The following is a 21816-nucleotide window of genomic DNA, read 5'->3' as shown; positions in this document are numbered from 1 at the left end:
CGGCTCCGCCCGCAGAGTGCCGGCTGACGCGCCGGGTTTCGGGAAAAGAGGGCGATGCCGCGCGAAATGCGCAACAAGAGGAGAGTGCCTTGAGTGTGACGGAGCAAAAATTCGGCCTTTATGATGCGGCTTTTGAAAAAAGCAGCTGTGGCGTCGGTTTCATCACCCGCAAGGATGGCATGCAGACGCATGATGTGCTGAAGCGCGGTCATGAGGCGCTCTGTGCCGTGCCGCATCGCGGCGGCATGTCGGCGGAAGGTGTTGGTGATGGCGCGGGCGTGTCGCTGGATCTGTCGCTCTCCTTTTTTCGTGGGCTGACGGGACAAGGTTCCCTCAAGGCCGGCCGGTTCGGCGTCGGCAATTTTTTCCTGCCGCAGAATCAGGCTTTCCACGGTGAGGCCGTCAGTATCATCCGCAGCGCTCTGAAAGAGCAGGGCTTTTCGGTTCTGCTGGTGCGCGATGTGCCGGTGAATGATGCGGCCATCCGTCCCGCCGCTATCCCCTACCAGTTACCGATCCGCCAATGGGTCTTTTCGGCACCGGCGGAATGCGCGACCCTCGCCGAATTCGACTGGCGCATCCACAAGGCGCTGCTCGCCATCGAGGCACTTGCTTACACCGTGCCGGAGCTTGCCGGTTTTTACCCGCTGTCGCTCAGCGCGCGCACGCAAGTGCTCAAGGGCCGTCTGAACTCCCAGGAGGTCATGCCCTATTTTTGCGATCTGACAGATCCGCGCCATGAAGTGCATACGATGTATTTCCACACGCGCTTCTCCACCAATACCGATCCGCACCCCTCCATGGCGCAGCCCTTCCGCCTGATGGCGCACAATGGCGAACTCAACACCGACAAGAAAAACCGGCTATCGGAAGCGGCCGTGGCGCTGGCGAAGAATGCCAGCATCGTCAGGCCCAAGGGCCAGTCGGATAGCTGCCGTCTGGACCAGACATTGCAGGCGCGGGTGATGGAGGATGGTCTCGACCTCGTCACCGCAGTGGTCTCGATGATGCCGCCGGCCTGGGAGAACGACGACACGCTCTCGCCCGGTGTGAAGGCGATGCTGGAATATTTCTCGCTCTATGAGGAGAAGAATGACGGCCCGGCAGCGCTGATCTTCGGCGATGGCACTATCATCGGCGCGCGTCTCGATCGCCTTGGCCTGCGTCCCCTGCGCACCGTGGAAACGGAAGACTATCTCTGCGTCATGTCAGAGGCCGGTCAGATCGCCTTTCCGGCCGAGAGCGTCATCCGTCGCGGCCGTATCGAGGCAGGGGGCATGCTTTATTACGATCACGCCGCGCGCCGCGCCTTTTCCACCGTCGAAGCGCTTGAGCTTCTGGCGGCCCGGCGGGACTATTCGTCGCTGCTGTCTGAAGCGCGCGTGATGCTTGGTGATCTGCCGGAGGTGCCGGCCGACAAGCAGGGTTCGCCGCTTCGCTACAATGGCGATCTGGAGCGGCATCAGCGTTATGTCGCCTATTCGCACAATCAGGAAAGCTTCAAGTTCCTGATGGACCCGATGCTGGCCTCCGGTTCGGAAAAAATCTCGGCCATGGGCTATGGCAATGCCATCAATGCGCTTTCCGATCAGGAAGGCGGCGTCGCGAAGTATTTCTCACAGCGTTTCGCGCAGGTCACCAATCCGCCGCTCGACAGCATTCGTGAGGCCGATGGTATGACGCTGCGTGTCGCGTTGGGCGCAAAGCCGAACAGCGGTGCGGCCAAGGCCCGCCAGATCGTCGTTCGCTCCCCGATCCTCACCCACCTCGATATGCTGCGCATTCGCGAGCAGCCTGAGACACCCGTTCGTCGTTTCGAAATGCTCTTTACGCCGGTCTTCGATGCTGCTGACGCCAATGAAGCGGCCCTCCGGCAGGCGATCGACGGCCTCTGCGATGAGGTCGTGGCTTTCGCGGCTGACGAAGGCGGCATTGCCGTCATCACCGACCGGCATGTCTCGGCAGGCCGTGCGGCCTTGCCGATGATCATGGTCGTTTCCGCCATCAATCAGCGGCTGATCGAGGAAGGCCTGCGGCTGCGCGTTTCCCTGATCGTCGAAAGCGGACAGTTTTCCTCCTCCCATCACATTGCAGCCGGTCTCGGTTTCGGCGCTTCGGCGGTCTACCCACTCGGCGTGCAGTTCCGTGCGGAGGAGAAATTCGGGGCTGATGCCGACAAGGCGTTCAAGCGCTTCGCCAAGGCGGCTGAAAAGTCGCTGATGAAGACAATGGGCAAGGTCGGCCTGTGTACGGCGGAAAGCTACATCGGCGGCGAGTTTTTCGAGCCGAACTTCCTCGATACCGACGATCCGGTGCTGAAGCGCTATTTCCCCAATGTGAAAACCCCTGTCGGTGGTGTCAACTTCGCCGTCATCGCGCAGGCGGTGGCGGACTGGCACCGCAAGGCGCTGTCGGTGAAGGGTGAGAACGACATTCCCCTGCTCGGCCTCTTCAAGGAACGTGCGGAAGGTGCCGGCCATTCCTATGGCACGACGGCGGTACGCGGTTTCGTGGATATGACGGAGGAAAAGATCGGTTTCGACAAGGGAACCGAAAACGAGGAGGCGCTGCGCCTCCTGCCGCTCAACCGGCTTGAGGATGCATTTGGGCTCAACGATGCGGCCTATTACCACAACAGCTTCGACCGGCTGACCCCCGAGGCCATCGACGCGTTCGAGGTGACACCCGGTTACCGTTCCTTTGCCCGTATGATGGCGGAAGAAAGGGCGCGCCGCCCGGCCGCCCTGCGCGATGTTCTGGAATTGCCGGCCGATGTGACCTTCGCCGGTTCGGCCGAAGAGTTCCGCCGGGAAATGGGTCGCTTCTCCCGGCAGGGCAACAACAGCTTCATGGTGCGCGGATTGCTGTGCGAAGAGGCGGGAGACGGCGCGTTTCGGCTGCGATTGAACGGGCCGCATGGTCACGAACTTGCCCGCCTCGCCGCACTCGGCCAGTCGCTGCTCGACCGCTTCGGTGACGACATCGCCGGCCATTGGCTGGAAGGTGGCGCGCTCATGGTTCAGGCAAAGGGTGAGGCCTCCGCCTATCTGTCGCTTATCCGCACCGCACCGGAGAGTATTCCGCTTGAGACCGTGCAAAAGGCAAGCGAGATCACCAAGACCCTCGCATCGGGTGCCATGAGCCACGGCGCGCTGGTTGCGGCCGCCCATGAGGCGGTGGCCCACGGCACCAACATGGTTGGTGGCATGTCCAATTCGGGAGAGGGCGGCGAGCATATTTCCCGTTACGGCACCATCCGCGCCTCGCGCATCAAGCAGTTCGCTTCCGGTCGCTTCGGTGTCTGGGCGGGTTATCTTGCCGATCCGATGCTGGAAGAGATCGAGATCAAGATCGGTCAGGGCGCAAAGCCGGGTGAGGGCGGGCAGCTGCCGTCTCCCAAGGTGACGGTGGAAATCGCGGCGGCACGCGGAGGCACGCCCGGCGTCGAACTCGTTTCGCCGCCGCCGCATCACGATACCTATTCGATCGAGGATCTGGCCCAGCTTATCCACGATGCCAAGGCGGCGCGCGTGCGCGTCATCGTCAAGCTCGTCTCGTCGGAAGGCATCGGCACCATTGCGGTCGGCGTCGCCAAGGCGGGGGCAGATGTCATCAACGTTGCCGGCAATACCGGCGGCACGGGTGCGGCGGCCGTGACCAGCCTCAAATATACCGGCCGCGCGGCAGAAATTGGTATCGCGGAAGTGCATCAGGCGCTCTGCGCCACCGGCCTTCGCGCCAAGGTGCTGCTGCGCTGCTCCGGCGCGCACCAGACGGCGAGCGACGTGGTGAAGTCAGCACTTCTCGGCGGCGACAGCTTCGAATTCGGCACCACGGCGCTGATGATGCTGAAATGCGTCATGGCGAAGAACTGCAACATCAAGTGCCCGGCCGGCCTCACCACCAATCAGGAAGCTTTCAACGGTGATCCGCGGGCGCTGGCGCAATATCTCATGAACATCGCCCATGAAACGCGCGAAATCCTGGCCACTCTCGGCCTGCGTTCGTTGCGGGAGGCACGCGGTCGTTCCGATCTCCTTCACCTCCTCGATCATCCGGCAAGCGTCGGCCAGCTTGACCTCCGGGCAATGCTTGCCGTGGTCGAAGAGGTGAAGATCGACAGCCCGGTCTATATGGAAAAGGACTTCGCGCTGGACGATGCCTTCATCGAACTCGTGCGCTCGGCCCTCGTCGACAGCAGGCGCGAGAACATCGAGCTTGGCGGCAATCGTTTCCTCAACAATTGCAACAAGAGCGTCGGCGGCCAGCTCGCCGTCGATATCGAACGCATGCTGAACCATGAGCTTTCCGACGAAGAGGCGGATGCGTTGCCGGCGGTGAAACGGGACAGCCGTGGCCGCCGCTTCCTGGAAGCGGGTTCGGTGCGCATCGATACGTCAGGTTCCGCCGGTCAGTCCTTCGGCGCTTTCTGCAATGACGGCATGGTCATGATCCATACCGGCACCTGCAATGACGGCGTTGGCAAAAGCGCCTGTGGCGGCACCATCGTCGTGCGCTCTCCCGGCGGCGGTTCGCAAGAGGCGGGCGGCAATGTGCTGGTCGGTAATTTCGCGCTGTTTGGCGCCACTGGCGGCCGCACCTTTGTGGAAGGTCAGGCCGGTGACCGTTTCGCGGTGCGCAATTCCGGCGCAACCGCTGTGGTCGAAGGGGTGGGTGATTTCGCCTGCGAATACATGACCAATGGCGCGGTCTTGAACCTCGGCAGTTTCGGCAAGGGCTTCGGCAACGGCATGAGTGGCGGTTTCGTTTATCAATACGATCCCTACGGTGATCTGCCGAAGAAGGTCAGCCACGATTCGATCCTGCTCGGCTCGATCACTGGCGAGGATGAGCAGGCCGCGATCCATAATCAGGCCGTCCACCAGCTTCTGTCCTGGCATGTCGCGGAAACCGGCTCGGCCAAGGCGGCATGGCTCCTGGAAAACTGGGAGAGCGAGCAGCATAATTTCGTCTACGGCATGCCGCGCGCCCTGCTGCTTTATCAGGACAGCGACGAAATTCTCAAAGCCAAGCCCCGCAAGGAGCTGCTGGAGGAACTGGCCTCCGCGCTTGCCGCCCATCAGCTACGCAAGTTCAAGCTCGCCTATCGCGACCGCAAGTCCGTGCTGAACGGGACGGTGCCGGGTTATGGCGAGACGGACACGGAAGACATGTATGCGCTCATCAATAACTACACGGTGTTGAGCATGGCGCAGGCCATTGCCCTGCAGCGGGTGCCGATGGCATCAGGTCCTTCCGATCCCGGCATTGAAAAAGCCGTGCGCAATCTCATCCTCACGGAAGATTATGCGCTGATGCAGCGTTTGCTGAAATATGCGCGCGAGGCGCTTTCCGATCATGGCGACGAACAGCTTGCGGTGATGATCGCCGCCAAGCGGCTCGACGATTATAAGCAGGCGCTGGCGCGCCGCAACATCTGGTCGGTGGACAGCCCCGGCACCTATGGCTGGATCATGCAGCAGAGTTGCAAAAACATCGAGAAGATCGGCCGCCTGCCGGGCTTCGAGGAGCTTTTTGCGGCCCGCGCCATACCGGACCTCGCCACCGCATCCAGCCAGAACAGGGCAGCATGATGAAGATACCCTATATTCCCGAAGACGCGCCCTTCAATGGTGACCAGCGCGCCTGGCTCGCCGGCTTTCTGGCCGGGCTCCATTCCCGCGCCGCCATCGGTTTGGAGACATCGGTGGCCGCTGCCGCCCCCAAAACGGCTGCCAGCATGCTGAACATCCTTGTCGGCACCCAGACTGGCAACGCCGAAGCTTTGGCGATGGACATCGCCGCCGCTGCGCGCACCCAGGGCATGCAGCCGGTGGTAACGGCGCTGGACGATGTCTCCATGGACAGTCTCGGTTCAATGAAGCGGGTCATCGTCGTCACCTCTACCTATGGCGAAGGCGAGATGCCTGACAATGCCCAGTTGTTCTGGGAGGCGCTTGCCGCTGACGGCGCGCCGCGACTGGACGAGATGAATTTTGCCGTGCTTGCGCTCGGCGATACCGGTTACGACGGCTTCTGCCAGGCGGGCAAGCTCATCGATACGCGCTTCGAACAGCTTGGCGGCAAGCGCATGAAGACGCGGATCGACTGCGATATCGACTTTGAGGATGCGGCCGCTGCATGGATTGGCGAGACCCTGCCGCTCGCGCTCGCCCTTGGCGGTGGTGATGCGACGGCTATGGCCGCGCCTGCGGTTGCCGAACCGCCGATGCGGGCGAAGCAGGGCTGGAACCGCAAGAACCCCTATTCGGCGCGGGCAAGCGTCAATCACCGTCTTTCCGGCCCGGGCTCGTCGAAGGAGATCCGCCACTACGAATTCGATCTTGGGGAAAGCGGGCTCGATTATGAGGCGGGTGATGCCCTTGGCGTTGTTCCCCTCAACGATCCGAAACTTGTCGGCGCGCTGCTCGCGCATTTCGGCGCGGGCGCAGAGAGTGAAGTCGCAGGACTGGATCGCCCGGTCGGCGATGCGCTTCTCAACATGTTCGAAATCTCGACACCCTCGCGCGAACTCGTCGCCGAAATCGGCAGGCGCGCAGGGCATGATGAGCTCAGCCACATCCTTGCGAATGGGGACAGGGAGCAACTTGCTGCCTTTCTCTGGAGCAAGGATATTCTCGATCTGGTCAATCTCGGCGGAAAACCCGTATTCGAGCTTGCGGAATTCGTGACCTTCCTGAAGCCGCTGCAGCATCGCGCCTACTCCATCTCCTCCAGCCCGCTGGTTGCGCAAAACAGCGTGCATCTGACGATTGCCAGCGTGCGTTATCGCGCCGACGGGCGTGAGCGTGGCGGCGTATGCTCCACCTATCTGGCGGATCGGGTGGAGGCTGGTAAGACTGCCGGAATTTTCGTTTCGCCTAACAAGGCGTTCCGCGTGCCACAGGATAATGACGCGCCTGTCATCATGGTCGGGCCGGGCACGGGCATTGCACCATTCCGGGCTTTCCTGCAGGAACGACAGGCGAGGGGTGCAAACGGCAGGAACTGGTTGTTCTTTGGCGACCAGCACCGGCAGTCGGATTTCATCTACGAAAACGAGCTTGGCGAAATGAGCCGCACGGGTGTGCTGACGCGCCTCGATCTCGCCTTTTCGCGCGATCAGGCGGAAAAGATCTATGTCCAGACGCGCATGCGCCAGAACGGCAAGGCGCTTTATCAATGGCTCGAAGAGGGAGGCTATTTCTACGTCTGCGGCGATGCGACCCGCATGGCGAAGGACGTCGACGATGCCCTGCATCAGATCGTCATGGATGAGGCGGGCATTTCTGCTGAAGCGGCAGGCGATTATGTGAACCGGCTGAAGCGCGAAAAACGTTATCTGCGCGACGTCTATTAGAAACAGATTATGCGGGGGATCACCCTTGCTGCTCCCGATGGCTCAGCAATTGGTGCAGGTGACCTCCGCATCGCGTTGCTTGAAGAAGTAATCGCGGCCGATGGTGATCGATCTTACGCCGGAGGATGAGACGTCGGTCATGAACATCAGCAATTCATGCGGGACGGAAAGCTCGACATGGATCAGGAAGGTTTCCGCAATCAGCAGACGCGGCGGAACCGCCATCACCGATCCCACGGGATAAGGCTTCTGGTCTCTCTCATCCCAGGACCAGGCGATTTTCGCCTGTTTCTGTTTGTCGATTGTTATGCCGCTGATCTTCAGCTTTAAACCCGTCGTGCTGTAGGGTGCAAAGACGGCGGCTGCAACATGCTGCATGTTTTTAAGATAGGCCTTGTCAACCGAGCCTGTCTTCGAGATCAGGTCGTTGATCGTCGCCGAAGCGCTGCTTGCCCGCTTATAGGTATTGTAGCCGATGGTGAGTTCGAAGGATGTCACATAAAGGGCGAGCAATATCGGGAAGATGATTGCAAATTCCACCGCGCCGACGCCACGCCGATCCTTTATGAAGCGCGCGGCGAGCGCGGCAAAACGATGTCTGCCATTCGCCACGGCGTCCACCAGCCCTGCCATTATAAGCCTCCGCTTGTGGTGTATTTCTCGTTCATGAAGGCGTCGGTCGCGACGATGAGAAAATGTGAGGGCATGGACCCGTCTGCCGGACGTATTTTTGTAAGATATGGCCGGATGATATCGGCGATGACGCGCCAGCGATAATAAACGCGCAGCATGTTGATCGTTTCCGGTCCGCCCGGTTTGAAGCCGAATTCCGCCGTATCGAGATCGTAATATTCGCCATAGGCCTTCAGCGGTATCGTGGTTGGAATATCCTTGAAGGCGGGAAAGGAGCGAAGGTCGATATAAAGTTTCTGTTCGGTTTTTATTTCATCGTCAGAGCAGGTGATCATCACCGAAACTTCGTTGCAGAAGTTCTTGCGAAAATCCTCTTTCGAAATCGAACTGCTGAGCTGCCCGGTGCGCAGACGCCGCGCCATGGTGTCCGTGGCATTCACGACGACCTGTTCCGCTATCAGGGCGATGAAAGTCTCGATGATTGCAAAGACGACGAGGAAGTAGGGAATGGCGAGGATCGCGAATTCAATAGCCGCTGTCCCGTCGCGCGAGATTCCGAATTTTCTCAGCAATGGCGTCAGTCTGGCCAGTCGCATATGTGTCTATCTTTGGAATATGCGGCAAGCGCAACCGTTGAAATTGTTGCGGACCATAACCAGCCGATGTTTAAATTCAGTTACCCGAACAGGTTCTACTTTAGCGATTCACAAAAATGACACAGGCTTTAAATGCAAAAAGCCCGGCATATTGCCGGGCTTTTGCCGAAAGACAAAAATACGGATTATTCCGCATCCGCTTTTGAAAGAACCTCGAGCGTGGGTGTCGAGGTGATGTTGTAGCCGCAATCCACATAGTGGCATTCGCCGGTCACGCCGCGCGACAGGCTGGACAGCAGATAGAGCGCCGATCCGCCGATATCGTCGATATCGGCCGTGCGTCTCAGGGGGGCGTTTTTCTGGTTCCATGCATAGATCGCCCGCGCATCCGAAATACCGGCGCCCGCCAATGTGCGGACCGGGCCGGCCGAGATGGCGTTGACGCGGATGTCACGCGGACCGTAATCGGCGGCGAGATAACGCACGGAGGCCTCGAGTGCCGCCTTGGCGACGCCCATGACGTTGTAGTTCGGGATCACGCGCTGCGAACCATTATAGGTCAGCGTCAGCATCGAGCCGCCATTGGTCATCAGTTCAGCGGCGCGCTTGGCGATTTCCGTGAAAGAGAAACAGGAAATGACCATGGTGCGGCTGAAATTGTCGCGCGTCGTATCCGCGTAAAGGCCTTTCAGCTCGTTCTTGTCGGAAAAGCCGATGGCGTGCACGACGAAATCCAGCGAGCCCCACTTTTCGCGGATCGTTGCAAAGAGGGCGTCGACCGAGGCGATATCCTCGACATCGCAAGGCACGATGAAGTCGGAGCCGAGCTCGGCAGCCAGCGGCTTCACACGCTTGCCAAGCGCTTCACCCTGATAGGTGAAGGCCAGTTCCGCGCCCTGTGCCGCCAGTGCCTTGGAGATACCCCAGGCGATGGAGTGATTGTTTGCGACGCCCATGATGAGGCCGCGTTTACCCTGCATGATGCCGTTCATGGGCAATTATCCGTTATGACGCTGGAAGACGAGCGTGGCGTTGGTGCCGCCGAAGCCGAAGGAATTGGAAAGGATGGTGTCGATCCTGGCGTTGTCGATGCGGCTGCGAACGATCGGAACGCCTGCAAATTCCGGATCGAGCTCGGAAATATGCGCGCTTTCGCCGATGAAGCGTTCCTGCATCATCAACAGGCCGTAGATCGATTCCTGCACGCCGGCCGCACCCAGTGAATGGCCGGTGAGAGACTTGGTCGACTGGACATGCGGGATCTTGTCACCGAAGACTTCACGGATCGCGCCGATTTCCTTGCTGTCGCCAACCGGCGTCGAGGTGCCGTGGGTGTTGATGTAGTCGATGTCGCCCTTGACGGTGGAAAGCGCCTGCCGCATGCAGCGGATCGCGCCTTCGCCCGAAGGGGCCACCATGTCGTAACCGTCGGAGGTCGCACCGTAACCGACGATCTCGGCGTAGATTTTCGCGCCGCGCGCCTTGGCATGTTCCAGTTCTTCGAGAACCAGCACACCCGCACCGCCAGCAATAACGAAACCGTCGCGGTTGACGTCATAGGCGCGTGAGGCAACGCTCGGGGTCTCGTTATATTTGGACGACATGGCGCCCATGGCGTCGAAGAGGTTGGACATCGACCAGTCGAGATCCTCATGGCCGCCCGCGAACATTATGTCCTGCTTGCCCCACTGGATCATTTCGGCGGCGTTGCCGATACAATGCGCCGAGGTGGAGCAAGCCGACGAGATGGAATAATTGACGCCATGGATCTTGAACCAGGTGGCAAGCGTCGCGGAGGCGGTGGAGGACATGGCCTTCGGCACGGCGAAGGGGCCGATGCGCTTCGGGCTGTTGTTCTTGAGCGTAATGTCTGCGGCCTCGACGATGGTGCGGGTGGAAGGACCGCCCGAACCCATGATGATGCCGGTGCGTTCGTTGCCGCTGATGTCGCTCTCTTCGAGACCGGAATCGGCGATCGCCTGCTTCATGGCGACATGGTTCCACGCGCCGCCCTGTGACAGGAAGCGCATGGCACGGCGGTCGACCAGATCGGTCGGGTCGAGAGAGGGTTTGCCCCAGACCTGGCACTTGAAACCGTGTTCGGCAAAATCCGGCGAAAAGGAAATGCCGGATTTCGCATCGCGCAACGATGCGGTGACTTCAGCGGCATCACCGCCGATGGAAGAAACAATACCGAGGCCGGTGACAACAACTCGTCTCATGAAAGGGACCTTTTCTTAAGATTTCGGCTGGACGACCGAAGCCGCCCGGCTTTTGCCAGGACTTATTCCGTCTGCCTCAGGCAGTCTTTTCCTTCGACAGTCCTACACGAAGGTCCGTCGCCTGATAAATGGTTTCTCCATCTGCCTTCAGCCAGCCATCGGCTGTTCCAAGCACCAGACGACCGCGCATCACGCGCTTGAAATCAATACCGTACTGAAGGAGCTTGGTGTGAGGGCGGACCATGCCCTTGAATTTGACTTCGCCGGTGGAGAGCGCCATGCCGCGGCCTTCTTCGCCCAGCCAGCCGAGGAAGAAACCCGTCAGCTGCCACATGCCGTCAAGGCCGAGGCAGCCCGGCATGATCGGGTTGCCCTGGAAATGGCAGGGGAAATACCAGTCATCGGGGCTGACATCGTATTCCGCGCGGATGAAACCCTTGTCGAAGGCGCCACCGGTTTCGGAAATTTCGGTGATGCGGTGAACCATGAGCATGGGGGGCAATGGGAGCTGGGCATTTCCCGGGCCGAACAATTCGCCGCGACCGCAGGACAGGATCTCCTCGTAATTGTAACTTGATTGCCTCGTTGCCATACCGCTTTCACTTCCCCAGTTACTGGTGTTGATCGACTTCACTAGAGCAAGTTAGGTTCAAAATGAAGCGCTGCAAGGGCAGAGGCCGCTCCGGCGTCATTCTTTGTCTTCGAACCTTCTTTGCAGAAGTCATTACCTCAATATGCCGTCCGCATACAGGAACCATCCGGCAGGAACCAGAGGAAATTTGCAAGAATGGCCGGTTTGCCGCCATTTGCCGCGCCTGACGGCGCTGAAACTATTGAAAGCATTCGCTGCAAAAGATATATGCTAATGCAATTGACGAGTTTCATACCTCTGTTTGGAATGGGATTGCATGGCATTTGACGCCACATTGGATATCGGAACGAGGCTGCGGCGCTCGGGGCTGCGCCCCACGCGCCAGCGTGTGGCTCTGGGCGATCTTCTCTTCGCAAAGGGCGATCGCCACCTGACGGTGGAGGAACTGCACGATGAGGCGGTCACCGCCGGCGTGCCTGTTTCCCTCGCCACCGTCTACAATACGCTGCACCAGTTCACCGAAGCCGGTCTGATCCGCGTTCTGGCCGTGGAAGGCGCGCGCACCTATTTCGACACCAATGTCTCGGATCACCACCATTTCTTCGTGGAGGGTGAGAACGAGGTTCTGGATATTCCGATCAATAATCTCCAGATCGACAATCTGCCGGAAGCGCCCGAAGGCATGGAAATCGCCCATGTGGATGTGGTCATCCGCCTTCGCCGCAAGCGCGGTTGAAGCTTTGCCTGATAGTTGATGTGAAAAAGGCGCCCGTGGGCGCCTTTTCTGTTTTCAGCTGTCATTTCCATATGTCACTTCATGACATCTTCCGGTCGTCTGCCGGGCTTGGCCTTGTAGGGCGGGAAAGTCCAGCCGAAGACCAGCGCGCCGGACCGGATGCCAAAGGCCGTCAGGACACCCGCCGCTGATGCGGCATAAAGCGGTGCGCCGAGGAAATAGACGACAATGAAGGTGGAGGAGCCCAAAAGCGCGCAGGTGATGTAGATCTCCGGGCGCAATAGAACGGAAGGTTCCCCGGCGAGAATATCGCGCAGCACGCCACCGAACGTGGCTGTCAGAATGCCGGTGACGATGGCGACGGTTGCGGAGCCGCTTGCGGCGAGGCCCTTTGCCGCTCCCATGACGCAATAGGCGGAAAGACCGAGCGCATCGAGCCAGATCAACACGCGATAACGGGATTCGAAAAGATGCGCGGTGAAGAACAGCAGAACCGCGACCGATACGCAGACCAGAATATAGGTCGGGTTCACCACCCAGAAGACCGGCGTTCTGCCCAGCACGAGATCGCGCACCGTGCCGCCGCCAATGCCGGTCGCAGCCGCAAAGAACAGGAAGCCGATCAGGTCGAGCTGCTTGCGCGAGGCGGCCAGCGCACCGGTTGCGGCAAAGATGGCGACGCCGGCATAATCGAGAAAACCGAGAAGCGTCATGAAAAGGTTCCCCCCGAAACACGGTCCGCGAACACGTCAGTGTCGCGCAAGCACTAAACTCTAGGCTGGCCGCCCGGATGATCGCAACATCCATAACCGAAACGGATGCAAAGGAAAATGCCGTGAGAATCGCTCTCGTTGCCGCTCTTCAGGTGCTGGTCTTCTTGATGTTTCCGGCGGCGCTGTCGGCGCAGCAGCAGCTGGTGAGTGATCCCGAGATTTACGAAAAGGATCATTTCCGCAGGGAGTGCAAGGTGGCGGCCTTTGGTGATGATTTCGTCACACGGCTGGATATCAACAATGACGGGCTGATGGACGCCGTCGTCAATCACGGCGTTCTCGATTGCGATGGCGAAAAGGGCCGCAGCTGTGACGATGAGGGCTGCCCCTATAATTTCTACGTTCAGGTGAAGGAGGGCGGTTATCTGATGATCGCCACGGCCCGGATTTACGGCTATGACTTCATCAAGCGTTTCGGCAACATGGTCTTCGTGCTGAAGATGCATCCCCGTTATTGCGAGCGCACCGACAAGGAACCCTGCCTGATGACGGTGCGGGTACGCGGTACGAAATTCGTCACCATTTCGCGAAAATGACAGCGGCAGCCCTTACGGCGCAATCCGTCGGATTTTGACCCTCTGATTGTATCGCTGCCGAAGCGAGCGCGGAATGACGAGGGTGGCGGTGGCGACGGCGAAAACCGCGGCCGCAACGACCCACAAAGCATCCGAATGCAGCGTGGCGCCCAGAACGGCGCCGCAGATCGCGCCGCAGAGCATGCCGAGCCAGGGTACGATCTGAATGCCCCAGTCAAGGCTCCGTTCGCCGAGAAGAAAACGGCCGATGCCGCGGCCGAAACGGGAAAGGGCGCCGGTCACATAGGTGAGGCCGATCGGCAGCCCCTCAATATGCTCCACTGCGGCATTGACCATGCCCATGGCGAAAACGACGAGATAAAATTGCGCGAGACCTGATGTTTCGCCGCGCAGCAGCGCCGCAATCGCCACCAGCGATCCCACCACCATGAGAACGGCGAAAATGCGCCGGTCGAACTTGTGCGCCACAACGATGCCGCCGGCATTGCCCGCCACGAAGGCCACGATCGCAAAGAGCAGCTTCGCCGCATGGGAATAGATGCCCGCTTCCATCGAGACGGCGGCGCGCGTCGTGTTGCCGGTCATGAAGGAGACGAAATCTCCGGAAATATAAAGACCCACCGCATCGGTCATGCCGGCAATGAAGGAAATGGCGGCAACCAGCGCAATACCTGTTCCGGTGCGCCTTGCCTTGATAATGTTGCGACGTCTCTGTCTGGTCATGGAAAGCTCGATAGGAAAACAGCGGGCCAATACCCGGCCGCGTCACACTATGTGTAGGACGGCGGATGGCCAGTTTGCAATATTTCCGGCGGCTTTCGAATGTGTCTATTTTGTCTAGACAAATATAAAATCCCTGCCTACGATGCCTTAAATAAAGCGATAAAAAATGTCGCACAAAAATAAATCAAAAGGGGTTCAGATCATGAAAAAAACGTGGGTTCTCGCCACTATTGCAACGCTTGTCTCATCCGCTTCCGCCTATGCCGAGACGTCGGTGACCATCGGCATGTCCGGCTGGACCGGTTTTGCGCCGCTGACACTCGCCAAGGAAGCGGGTATTTTCGAAAAGAACGGCCTGAAGGTTGATATCAAGAAGATACCGCAGGCAAGCCGGCATCTGGCCCTGGCGTCGGGTGATATCCAGTGCGCTGCCACCACGGTGGAAACATGGATCGCCTGGAATGCCAACGGTGTGAAGTCCACCCAGATTTTCCAGATGGACAAATCGCATGGTGCCGATGGCATTGCGGTGCGCAGCGACGTCTCCAAGGTCACCGACCTCAAGGGAAAGACGATTGCCGCTTCCGCGCCCGGCACGTCGCCCTATTTCTTCCTTGCCTGGATTCTCAAGGAAAACGGACTGACGCTGAAGGATGTAAAGGTCGTCAATCTTGAGCCGGGGCCGGCCGCGCAGGCATTTGTCGCCGGCCAGAATGATGCGGCCATGACCTATGAGCCCTACCTGTCCACCGTGCGTGCCGCCCCCGACAAGGGCAAGATTCTGGCCACGACGCTGGATTATCCCGCCGTCATGGATACGTTCGGTTGCACACCGGATTTCCTGAAGGACAATCCGCAGGCGGCGAAAGCCCTGGCGGAAAGCTATTTCCAGGCGCTTGATCTCATCAAGGCAGATCCTGAGAAGTCCTATGCGACGATGGGCGCGGATGTGAAGCAGGCCGGAGAGGCCTTTGCGGCTTCGGCAAAGTTCCTGGAATGGCAGGACAAGGCCGCTAACCAGAAATTCTTCGAGGGTGAATTCAAGACCTTCTCCGAAAAATCGGCCGATCTGCTGCTCGAAATCGGCGTGATCAAGTCGAAGCCCGATCTTTCGACCCTCGCGGATACGTCCTTCATCAAGTGACGGAAGCAGGCGGCTGGGTCCCCTCGCAGGGAATGTTGCCGCCAATGACACGCAGGAAAGTGTCTTCCAGGCCGGGAATGGTGTGGAGGCGCTTTGAGGGCGCGGCGCCGCTGCCGCGCCAGTTCTCCCGGACAGGCGACAGTATGCAACCTCTTCAACCCATCAGGAACAGCACGAGGATTGCCCTCGGTATCCTGTTCTTCGTGCTGTTTTTCTCCGCCTGGGGCCTCGCCACGCTGGGCGGCTTCGTATCGCCGACCTTTCTGGCCGACCCCATCACCATGCTGAAGGACGGCATCTATCTCATCACCGATCAGGGCTTTGCCAGCGATATCGGCATGACCATCTGGCGCGTGGTGGGCGGTTTCGTGCTGGCATCGGTGGTCGCCGTGCCGCTCGGCATCGCCATGGGGGCGTATAAACCCATCGAAGCGCTGCTGGAGCCTTTCGTCTCCTTTGCGCGCTACCTTCCGGCGTCCGCCTTCGTGCCGCTGCTCATTCTCTGGGCCGGCATTGGCGAGATGCAGAAGCTGCTGGTGATCTTCATCGGCGCGGTGTTCCAGATCATCCTGATGGTGGCCGTGGCGGTCGCCGGTACACGGCGCGATCTGGTGGAGGCCGCCTATACACTCGGCGCAAAAGACCGGGGCGTGGTTCGCCGTGTGCTCATTCCGGCCAATGCGCCTGACATTGCCGAAATCCTCCGCCTCGTTCTCGGATGGGCGTGGACCTATGTCATCGTCGCCGAACTGATCGGAGCGTCTTCGGGCATCGGTTATATGATCATCAACAGCCAGGCGCTGATGGCGACCGGGCAGATCATCTTCGGCATCATCGTCATCGGTGTTATCGGCCTCATTTCGGATTTCGCGTTCAAATCGCTGAACCGGAAGCTTTTCGCCTGGAGGCTTGCCTGATGAGCGAACTCGTTATCAAGGGCGTCAGCCGCACCTTTCCGGGCGTTCAGGGCGGGCAGCCGACGCTGGCCCTGCAGCCCACCAGTCTGGAAATTCCCCGCAATGATTTTGTTACCATCCTCGGCCCGTCGGGCTGCGGAAAATCGACCCTGCTGCGCATTATCGCCGGTCTCGACCGTCCGACGACGGGTGAGGTTCTTCTCTCCGGCCAGGCGGTGACGGGGCCGGGGGCGGATCGCGGCATGGTGTTTCAGTCCTATACGCTGTTTCCCTGGCTGACGATCCGGGAAAACGTCGCCTTCGGCCTGCGCGAACGCGGCGTCGCTGAGAAGGAAAAATGGGAAATCGTTGATAGTTATATCGACAAGGTCGGCCTGCGCGGTTTTGAAAACCATTGGCCGAAACAGCTCTCCGGCGGCATGCAGCAGAGAACGGCGATTGCCCGTGCCCTGGCGAACGGCCCGAAAATCCTGCTGCTCGATGAGCCTTTCGGCGCTCTCGATAACCAGACGCGCGGGCTGATGCAGGAATTGTTGCTCGGCATCTGGGAGCGCGAGCAGAAGACCGTCATTTTCGTCACCCATGACATTGAAGAAGCGGTCTTCATGGCGTCGCGTGTGGTGACCATGTCCGCAAGGCCGGGTCGCATCAAGTCGATCACGCCGGTCGACCTGCCGCATCCGCGTCACTACACCGTCAAGGCCAGCCCGGAATTTTCTCAGCTGCGCGCCAAACTGACGGAGGAAATCCGCAGCGAGGCGATTGCTGCCGCTGCCCATGGATAGTTGACCGAGCGAACCGGGAGGATGAAAGCATCGGGATGAGGAGCACAGGCGCCGATCTTCAGGAGAGATCACTGCACGAACGCATCCGCAACGATGTCGAGCGCCACATCATGTCGGGCGAATGGCCGCCTGGATATCGCATTCCCTTCGAACACGAGATGACCCGGCAATATGCCTGCTCGCGCATGACGGTGAACAAGGCTTTGGGCGAGCTGGTGCAGCGGGGCCTGATTGAAAGACGCCGCCGTCTCGGTACCTTCGTCCGCCAGCCCCATGCCCAATCGGCTGTGCTGGAAATCCATGATATCGAGCGGGAGGTGCAGGCGCTCGGCCTCGTTTACGGATACCGGCTGGACAAGCGGCGTCTGCGCCCTGCCGGTGACGACGACGGTGCGGCGATGGCGCTTGCCGCCGATGCCCGGGTTCTGGAACTCACCTGCACGCATTTTGCCGGCGGCGTTCCTTTTTGTCTGGAGGAGCGCATCATAAATGTCATCGCCGTTCCAGAGGCGGAAATCACGGATTTTTCGCAGATGGGGCCGGGAACATGGTTGCTGAAGATGGTGCCCTGGAGTGCCGCCGAACATCGCATCAGCGCCGTTTCCGCCGACCGCAGGAGTGCGGCGGCGCTGGGCATCGCATCCGGTGCCGCCTGTCTGGTCATTGATCGCCGCACATGGCACGGGGCGGATTATATTACCCACGTCAGGGTCACCTATCCCGGTGACCGGCACGCGCTCGTCGCGCAATTTTCGCCTTCGCAGAACAACTGAAGGCCGCAGCGCAGTCACTTTTTTGTAAAGAAGAGTTTGCGAGTCGTCTTTTGACAATATAATAGTTGTCAAAAGAACTCAGGTTTATTATCGGAACGTCAAGCTTTCACGACGGCATCCGTTCATGACCCCGGCTTTCAGGAGCCGGCCAATCTGCGGATGAGTTCATCGACGGAAATCCGGGATTAAAATTATGTCAGCTGAGACCTCCATTTCTTCCGCCTCCCTCAACAGGGCAAACAAGTTGCGGCATCTCTCCCTTGCCACGGCAGTCACCCTGCTGGCCGGGCTGAGTGCCGGCGTGGCTTTGGCTCAGACGGCATCCGACCCCCAGATTCAACCCGCGCCTCAAACGGAAACCGTCCAGCCCGCCCTGCCGCCGGCGGAAGCACCTGTGACACCGAATGCGCCGGCGATCCAGCCAGCCCAGCCTTCCGCGACCGCACCGGAACAACCGGCCGCCGAGGTGCCTGCCCAGCCGTCTTCGAACCCGCCTGCGCCCGCTCAATCGGCAACCGATCCCGTGCCGGCACCCGAGGGCGTTGCGCCGCAGCCGACGCCGACCGAACAGCCGGGACAGGCCAGCCAGACGGTAGCGCCGAATGAGGCTTCGACGCCGATAGAGCCCGTGAGCACTGAACCCGCAAGTGCTGAACACCGCGCCGACATCCCGCACAATCTGTCGCCCTGGGGCATGTTCATGGCGGCGGACTGGGTCGTGAAGGGCGTGATGATCGGTCTTGCCTTCGCATCGCTGGTTACCTGGACGGTCTGGGTGGCAAAATCGATCGAGCTTGCCGGTGCACGGGTGCGTGCAGGCGCGACACTGAAGGTCATTCGCCGGGCCAAAACCCTGACCGAGGCAACCGAGGCTGTCGAAAACAAGGGCGGACCGGCCGCGCTCATGTTGCGCATGGCGACCCACGAAATGCAGCTTTCCGACGCGGTGGTCGAACACACGGATGGCGGTGGCATCAAGGAACGGGTTTCCTCGGCGCTGTCGCGTATCGAAACCCATGCCGGCCGCCGCATGTCGCGCGGAACGGGTGCCCTGGCTACTATCGGTTCCACCGCACCCTTCGTTGGCCTGTTCGGCACGGTCTGGGGGATCATGAACTCCTTCATCAGCATTTCGGAATCGCAGACCACCAATCTTGCCGTTGTCGCACCCGGCATTGCGGAAGCGCTTCTGGCTACCGCGATTGGTCTCGTTGCCGCTATTCCCGCGGTGGTGATCTACAACGTTTTTGCCCGCTCCATCACCGGTTACCGCCATCTGCTGGCGGATGCCGCAGCCGGCGTGGAGCGCCTCGTCAGCCGCGACCTTGATTTCCGCCGTATTCCGCCGGGCAGCGCGAGCAAGCCCGCCGTGTCGCTGGTTGGACGGTGATCGATCATGGCTGGCGGAATTCGCGAAAACAGCGGTGACGATCTCTCCGAAAACCATGAGATCAATGTCACGCCCTTCATCGATGTGATGCTGGTGCTGCTCATCATCTTCATGGTGGCCGCACCGCTCGCCACTGTTGATGTGAATGTCGATCTGCCGGCATCCACCGCCAGGCCGGCGGAGCGGCCGGAAGAACCGCTTTATCTGACGGTGAAGGACGATCTTTCACTCAACCTCGGCAATGATGCGGTCGCCCGCGAAGCCCTGGCAGCAGCGATAGACCGGCAGACGGGCGGCAAGAAGGATACGCGTATTTTCCTGCGGGCCGATAAGGCCGTCGACTATGGTCACTTCATGGAAATCATGAATCTGCTCAGGGATGCGGGTTATCTGAAGATTGCCCTGGTGGGGCTCGAAAATGCTGCAGCAGCAGCCACGCAGCCCCCGGCCGAGCCTACCGCGCCGGCGGCGCAGGGAACCGCGCCATGACCGAAAACGGCTACCCGCAGGCCCGCCATTCCCGTCTCGGGGAAGTGACGCTGTGGTCCACCGCGGCGCTGCTGATGCTGAGCGTTCATGCCGGCTTTGCCTATTATCTGATGCAGGAGCCGGAGGAACTGGATGCCGGCGGACCGCCGCCTGCTGCGATCATGATCGAAATGGCGGCGATACCGGAAGCCGTCAAGACCGAGGAAACGACGCAGGCGCAGGATGTCGAAGACGCCGAAGAGGTAAAGAGCGACAGCAGTGAACCGTTGGAAGAGGCCGCTCCGGAAGAGCCGCCACCACCGGAACCGGTTGCGGAAACACCACCGCCGGAACCCGTTCAGCCGCCTGAACCGCCGGTCGAGGAAATTGTCGAACCGCAGGAAATTCCCGAGCCGGTGGAGCCGATCGATCCCGTGCAAGAGCAGATGATGGCGGAACTCGAAAATGTCGAGGTTCCCTTGCCCGTCATGCGGCCTCCGCCGCCGCCTGTCGAAAAGAAGGTGGAAAAGAAAGAGCCGGAAGAGAAAAAGAAAGTCGAGCGCCAGCGTCCCAAACCGCAGCAGGCATCGGAATTGCGCGAAACCGCGAAGGCGGAGGCCCAGCAGTCTGACCGGACGGCGGCATCGCGCAACAATGCCGGTTTCTTCTCGTCATCATCGGCCTCGCCTGCGAAATGGGGATCGAAGGTTCGCTCGCATATCCAGCGGCGCAAGCCACGTTCGCTGCGCAGTGATGCGATGACGGCGACAGTGCGGTTCAGGGTTAATGATGCCGGCGCCATCAGCGGGGTCAGCGTTGTGCAGTCTACGGGCGACTCCTCCATCGACCAGCAGATCGCAGCCTGGATTCAGAGCGCGTCACCCGTGCCGGCGCCTCCTCCGGAAGCAAACAAGACGATCACGCTGCCGATCAGCATCCGCTAGAACAGCGTTTGAACACACGGCTATCCACTATTCTTCGCGCGTGAACCGGTTTGTGCGCGAATAAGATTTCGCGAATGTTTTCGATGGTGTAGGTCTTGTCGACTTTACCAAGCAGAGGCATTCCGGAATGAAATTCTCAATCGCAGAGGCGGAGGATCTCGTATCCTCTATCTTTGAGCGCAATGGCGTTCTGCCGCAGAACGCCCGCTCGGTGGCCAAGGCGCTCGTGGCGTCGGAAGCCGCGGGTCAGAGCGGTCACGGTTTTCGCCGTATTCCCGTTTATGTCCGTCAGGCGCGGGTCGGAAAGGTCGATGGCAAGGCGCGGCCGGTGGCGAAGCGCGTGAAGCCGGGTGTCCTGTCAATCGATGCCAATCATGGTTATGCCTATCCGGCGATCGACTGCGCGCTGGAGGAATTGCCTGAAATGGTCCGGCAGCAGGGCATTGCGCTTGCTGCAATCCACCGCTCCCATCATGCCGGTGTCATGGCGCTGACCGTCGAACGTTTTGCCGACATGGGTCTCGTCGCGCTCATGTTCGCCAATGCGCCGGCATCCATGGCGCCATGGGGTGGCAGCAAACCGCTTTACGGCACCAATCCGATCGCCTTCGCCACCCCCGTCGGCAACGCCGACCCGCTGGTGATCGATCTGGCGCTCTCCAAGGTCGCGCGCGGAAAGATCATGGCGGCGCGCCAGAAGGGTGAGACCATTCCGGGTGACTGGGCGCTCGACAGCAATGGCCGGCCGACGACCGATCCGGAAGAAGCGATAGCGGGAACCATGGTGCCCGCAGGTGAGGCGAAAGGTGCCGCGCTGGCGCTGATGGTGGAAATCATGGCCGCCGCGCTGACCGGCGGAAATTTCGCGTTTGAGGCCTCCTCCCTTCTGGATGACAAGGGTGCGCCGCCCGCCCTTGGCCATACGATCATAGCCATAGATCCGGTATCGACAGGCAGTGCGGCCTTTGCCGAGCGGCTGGCGCTGATTGCCGGCGAGATCGAAAAACAGGAAAATGTACGCCTGCCCGGCCGGCGCAGTCAGGGTATCCGCCGTCAGGCGCTGGAAGGTGGCATCGTCATCGAAAGCGATATTCTCGCCGAAATCCGGTCGCTCTAAAGAGTTGCAAAATGAAAACCCGGCGGATCCAGTGATCCGCCGGGCAAACCGTTTATGGCCGCTTGCATTTGCGTCTATATGGGCCGGAAATCATTTCCTGCCCGCTT

19 protein-coding genes are annotated in these 21816 nt (G+C 60.1%); 12 read left to right on the top strand and 7 right to left on the bottom strand.

The features are described 5' to 3' along the window. Window positions 1-89 precede the first annotated feature (89 nt). Together N434_RS02525 and N434_RS02520 are read left to right on the top strand one after the other, a co-directional pair. Window positions 90-5594 (top strand): glutamate synthase-related protein, encoded by a 5505-nt coding sequence (locus tag N434_RS02525; protein ID WP_110755822.1) that lies wholly within the window; start codon window positions 90-92, stop codon window positions 5592-5594. Beyond that, window positions 5591-7360 (top strand): sulfite reductase subunit alpha, encoded by a 1770-nt coding sequence (locus N434_RS02520; RefSeq protein WP_110755821.1) that lies wholly within the window; start codon window positions 5591-5593, stop codon window positions 7358-7360. Before N434_RS02525 ends, N434_RS02520 begins: the two co-directional genes overlap by 4 nt. A gap of 42 nt (window positions 7361-7402) precedes the next feature. Here the strand turns inward: N434_RS02520 and N434_RS02515 are convergent, their stop codons facing one another. The 5 genes from N434_RS02515 to fabA all read right to left on the bottom strand — a co-directional run bounded on the left by N434_RS02515 (window position 7403) and on the right by fabA (window position 11403). Further along, complete coding sequence (locus N434_RS02515) at window positions 7403-7996, bottom strand: TadE/TadG family type IV pilus assembly protein (RefSeq protein WP_110755819.1); 594 nt, start codon at window positions 7994-7996, stop codon at window positions 7403-7405. Next, a complete protein-coding gene (locus N434_RS02510; RefSeq protein ID WP_110755817.1) occupies window positions 7993-8589 on the bottom strand; it encodes a TadE/TadG family type IV pilus assembly protein in 597 nt (198 codons plus the stop codon). The genes N434_RS02515 and N434_RS02510 overlap by 4 nt, the downstream gene beginning before the upstream one ends. Before the next feature lie 185 nt (window positions 8590-8774). Continuing rightward, the gene (fabI, locus tag N434_RS02505) at window positions 8775-9581 is read right to left on the bottom strand and encodes an enoyl-ACP reductase FabI (RefSeq protein ID WP_065114546.1); all 807 of its coding nucleotides are present in this window, start codon (window positions 9579-9581) and stop codon (window positions 8775-8777) included. 6 nt (window positions 9582-9587) lie between these two features. Beyond that, window positions 9588-10811: a beta-ketoacyl-ACP synthase I gene (gene fabB, locus N434_RS02500; protein ID WP_065114547.1), complete on the bottom strand. Its 1224-nt coding sequence runs from the start codon at window positions 10809-10811 to the stop codon at window positions 9588-9590. Window positions 10812-10887: 76 nt separating this feature from the next. Next, window positions 10888-11403, bottom strand: a complete 516-nt coding sequence (fabA, locus tag N434_RS02495) for a 3-hydroxyacyl-[acyl-carrier-protein] dehydratase FabA (protein ID WP_065114548.1) — start codon at window positions 11401-11403, stop codon at window positions 10888-10890. A 316-nt stretch (window positions 11404-11719) separates the two neighbouring features. On the opposite strand from fabA, the gene irrA reads away from it, so the two are divergent. Then, on the top strand, window positions 11720-12139 hold the full coding sequence (gene irrA / locus N434_RS02485) for an iron response transcriptional regulator IrrA (RefSeq protein ID WP_006309975.1): 420 nt from the start codon (window positions 11720-11722) through the stop codon (window positions 12137-12139). A 74-nt stretch (window positions 12140-12213) separates the two neighbouring features. Here irrA and N434_RS02480 read toward each other — a convergent pair whose 3' ends face one another. Beyond that, entirely contained in the window at window positions 12214-12852 is a 639-nt protein-coding gene (locus N434_RS02480) for a trimeric intracellular cation channel family protein (protein WP_065114549.1), read from the bottom strand. A 77-nt stretch (window positions 12853-12929) separates the two neighbouring features. Between N434_RS02480 and N434_RS02475 the strand changes: the two genes are divergently transcribed. Further along, window positions 12930-13448, top strand: coding sequence for a hypothetical protein (locus N434_RS02475; protein ID WP_065114550.1), 519 nt, complete (start codon window positions 12930-12932; stop codon window positions 13446-13448). A gap of 12 nt (window positions 13449-13460) precedes the next feature. On the opposite strand, the gene N434_RS02470 is transcribed toward N434_RS02475, so the two are convergent. Beyond that, window positions 13461-14171 carry a YoaK family protein gene (locus N434_RS02470; protein WP_065116091.1) on the bottom strand — a complete coding sequence of 237 codons (711 nt, stop codon included), beginning with the start codon at window positions 14169-14171 and terminating at the stop codon, window positions 13461-13463. A 202-nt stretch (window positions 14172-14373) separates the two neighbouring features. On the opposite strand from N434_RS02470, the gene N434_RS02465 reads away from it, so the two are divergent. From N434_RS02465 to N434_RS02430, 8 genes are all read left to right on the top strand, one after another. After that, on the top strand, window positions 14374-15315 hold the full coding sequence (locus N434_RS02465; RefSeq protein ID WP_110755983.1) for an ABC transporter substrate-binding protein: 942 nt from the start codon (window positions 14374-14376) through the stop codon (window positions 15313-15315). 143 nt (window positions 15316-15458) lie between these two features. Continuing rightward, window positions 15459-16232, top strand: coding sequence for an ABC transporter permease (locus tag N434_RS02460; protein ID WP_065116092.1), 774 nt, complete (start codon window positions 15459-15461; stop codon window positions 16230-16232). Then, complete coding sequence (locus N434_RS02455; protein ID WP_110755816.1) at window positions 16232-17017, top strand: ABC transporter ATP-binding protein; 786 nt, start codon at window positions 16232-16234, stop codon at window positions 17015-17017. The genes N434_RS02460 and N434_RS02455 overlap by 1 nt, the downstream gene beginning before the upstream one ends. A gap of 35 nt (window positions 17018-17052) precedes the next feature. Next, a complete protein-coding gene (gene hutC, locus N434_RS02450; protein ID WP_065114553.1) occupies window positions 17053-17790 on the top strand; it encodes a histidine utilization transcriptional repressor HutC in 738 nt (245 codons plus the stop codon). 193 nt (window positions 17791-17983) lie between these two features. Then, a complete protein-coding gene (gene exbB / locus N434_RS02445) occupies window positions 17984-19180 on the top strand; it encodes a tonB-system energizer ExbB (RefSeq protein ID WP_110755814.1) in 1197 nt (398 codons plus the stop codon). Window positions 19181-19186: 6 nt separating this feature from the next. Further along, window positions 19187-19669 carry a TonB system transport protein ExbD gene (exbD, locus tag N434_RS02440; protein WP_110755812.1) on the top strand — a complete coding sequence of 161 codons (483 nt, stop codon included), beginning with the start codon at window positions 19187-19189 and terminating at the stop codon, window positions 19667-19669. Then, window positions 19666-20592 carry a TonB family protein gene (locus tag N434_RS02435; RefSeq protein WP_110755811.1) on the top strand — a complete coding sequence of 309 codons (927 nt, stop codon included), beginning with the start codon at window positions 19666-19668 and terminating at the stop codon, window positions 20590-20592. Before exbD ends, N434_RS02435 begins: the two co-directional genes overlap by 4 nt. Before the next feature lie 127 nt (window positions 20593-20719). After that, window positions 20720-21709 (top strand): Ldh family oxidoreductase, encoded by a 990-nt coding sequence (locus N434_RS02430; protein ID WP_065114557.1) that lies wholly within the window; start codon window positions 20720-20722, stop codon window positions 21707-21709. The last annotated feature ends 107 nt before the right edge of the window (window positions 21710-21816 follow it).

This window comes from Rhizobium sp. UGM030330-04, assembly GCF_003208455.1.
Lineage (GTDB): Bacteria > Pseudomonadota > Alphaproteobacteria > Rhizobiales > Rhizobiaceae > Agrobacterium > Agrobacterium rhizogenes_A.
This window is presented reverse-complemented; position numbering and strand designations above follow the sequence as displayed.

Coding starts and splice junctions, on each gene's coding strand:
- N434_RS02520 (WP_110755821.1), top strand. CDS start 5,591: ATGATGAAGATACCCTATATTCCCGAAGACGCGCCCTTCAATGGTGAC.
- N434_RS02510 (WP_110755817.1), bottom strand. CDS start 8,589: ATGCGACTGGCCAGACTGACGCCATTGCTGAGAAAATTCGGAATCTCG.
- fabI (WP_065114546.1), bottom strand. CDS start 9,581: ATGAACGGCATCATGCAGGGTAAACGCGGCCTCATCATGGGCGTCGCA.
- fabB (WP_065114547.1), bottom strand. CDS start 10,811: ATGAGACGAGTTGTTGTCACCGGCCTCGGTATTGTTTCTTCCATCGGC.
- fabA (WP_065114548.1), bottom strand. CDS start 11,403: ATGGCAACGAGGCAATCAAGTTACAATTACGAGGAGATCCTGTCCTGC.
- irrA (WP_006309975.1), top strand. CDS start 11,720: ATGGCATTTGACGCCACATTGGATATCGGAACGAGGCTGCGGCGCTCG.
- N434_RS02480 (WP_065114549.1), bottom strand. CDS start 12,852: ATGACGCTTCTCGGTTTTCTCGATTATGCCGGCGTCGCCATCTTTGCC.
- N434_RS02475 (WP_065114550.1), top strand. CDS start 12,930: ATGATCGCAACATCCATAACCGAAACGGATGCAAAGGAAAATGCCGTG.
- N434_RS02470 (WP_065116091.1), bottom strand. CDS start 14,171: ATGACCAGACAGAGACGTCGCAACATTATCAAGGCAAGGCGCACCGGA.
- N434_RS02465 (WP_110755983.1), top strand. CDS start 14,374: ATGAAAAAAACGTGGGTTCTCGCCACTATTGCAACGCTTGTCTCATCC.
- N434_RS02460 (WP_065116092.1), top strand. CDS start 15,459: ATGCAACCTCTTCAACCCATCAGGAACAGCACGAGGATTGCCCTCGGT.
- N434_RS02455 (WP_110755816.1), top strand. CDS start 16,232: ATGAGCGAACTCGTTATCAAGGGCGTCAGCCGCACCTTTCCGGGCGTT.
- hutC (WP_065114553.1), top strand. CDS start 17,053: ATGAGGAGCACAGGCGCCGATCTTCAGGAGAGATCACTGCACGAACGC.
- exbB (WP_110755814.1), top strand. CDS start 17,984: ATGTCAGCTGAGACCTCCATTTCTTCCGCCTCCCTCAACAGGGCAAAC.
- exbD (WP_110755812.1), top strand. CDS start 19,187: ATGGCTGGCGGAATTCGCGAAAACAGCGGTGACGATCTCTCCGAAAAC.
- N434_RS02435 (WP_110755811.1), top strand. CDS start 19,666: ATGACCGAAAACGGCTACCCGCAGGCCCGCCATTCCCGTCTCGGGGAA.
- N434_RS02430 (WP_065114557.1), top strand. CDS start 20,720: ATGAAATTCTCAATCGCAGAGGCGGAGGATCTCGTATCCTCTATCTTT.